Source organism: Enterobacter sp. UNJFSC 003, from assembly GCF_036903355.1.
In the GTDB taxonomy this organism is placed as follows: Bacteria; Pseudomonadota; Gammaproteobacteria; order Enterobacterales; family Enterobacteriaceae; genus Enterobacter.
Window position 1 is genome coordinate 1 of the sequence record NZ_JBAKHK010000291.1, and the last position, 247, is coordinate 247.

The 247-nt window shown below is 66.8% G+C and carries 1 protein-coding gene; it reads left to right on the forward strand.

The features are described from left to right. Positions 1-33 precede the first annotated feature (33 nt). On the forward strand, positions 34-247 hold a 214-nt coding region (locus V5P19_RS24215; RefSeq protein ID WP_334408077.1), incomplete at its 3' end, for an adenylyltransferase/cytidyltransferase family protein.

A 247-nucleotide genomic window follows, 5' to 3' on the forward strand; every position in this document is an offset into this window, starting at 1 on the left:
GTTCAACGCCCTCGCGACCAAGGGGGCGCCGGCATGATGGACGATGCGACGCATCGGATGGTGAGCCACAAGCTGAAGAGCGCGGCCGAGATCGCCGCGCTGATCGGCCGCCGTCCGCGCGCCCGCAAGGTCATCATGTGCCACGGCACCTTCGACGTCGTGCATCCCGGCCATGTCCGCCACCTGCTCTACGCCAAGAGCAAGGGCGATATCCTGATCGCGAGCCTGACGGCGGACGCTCATATCC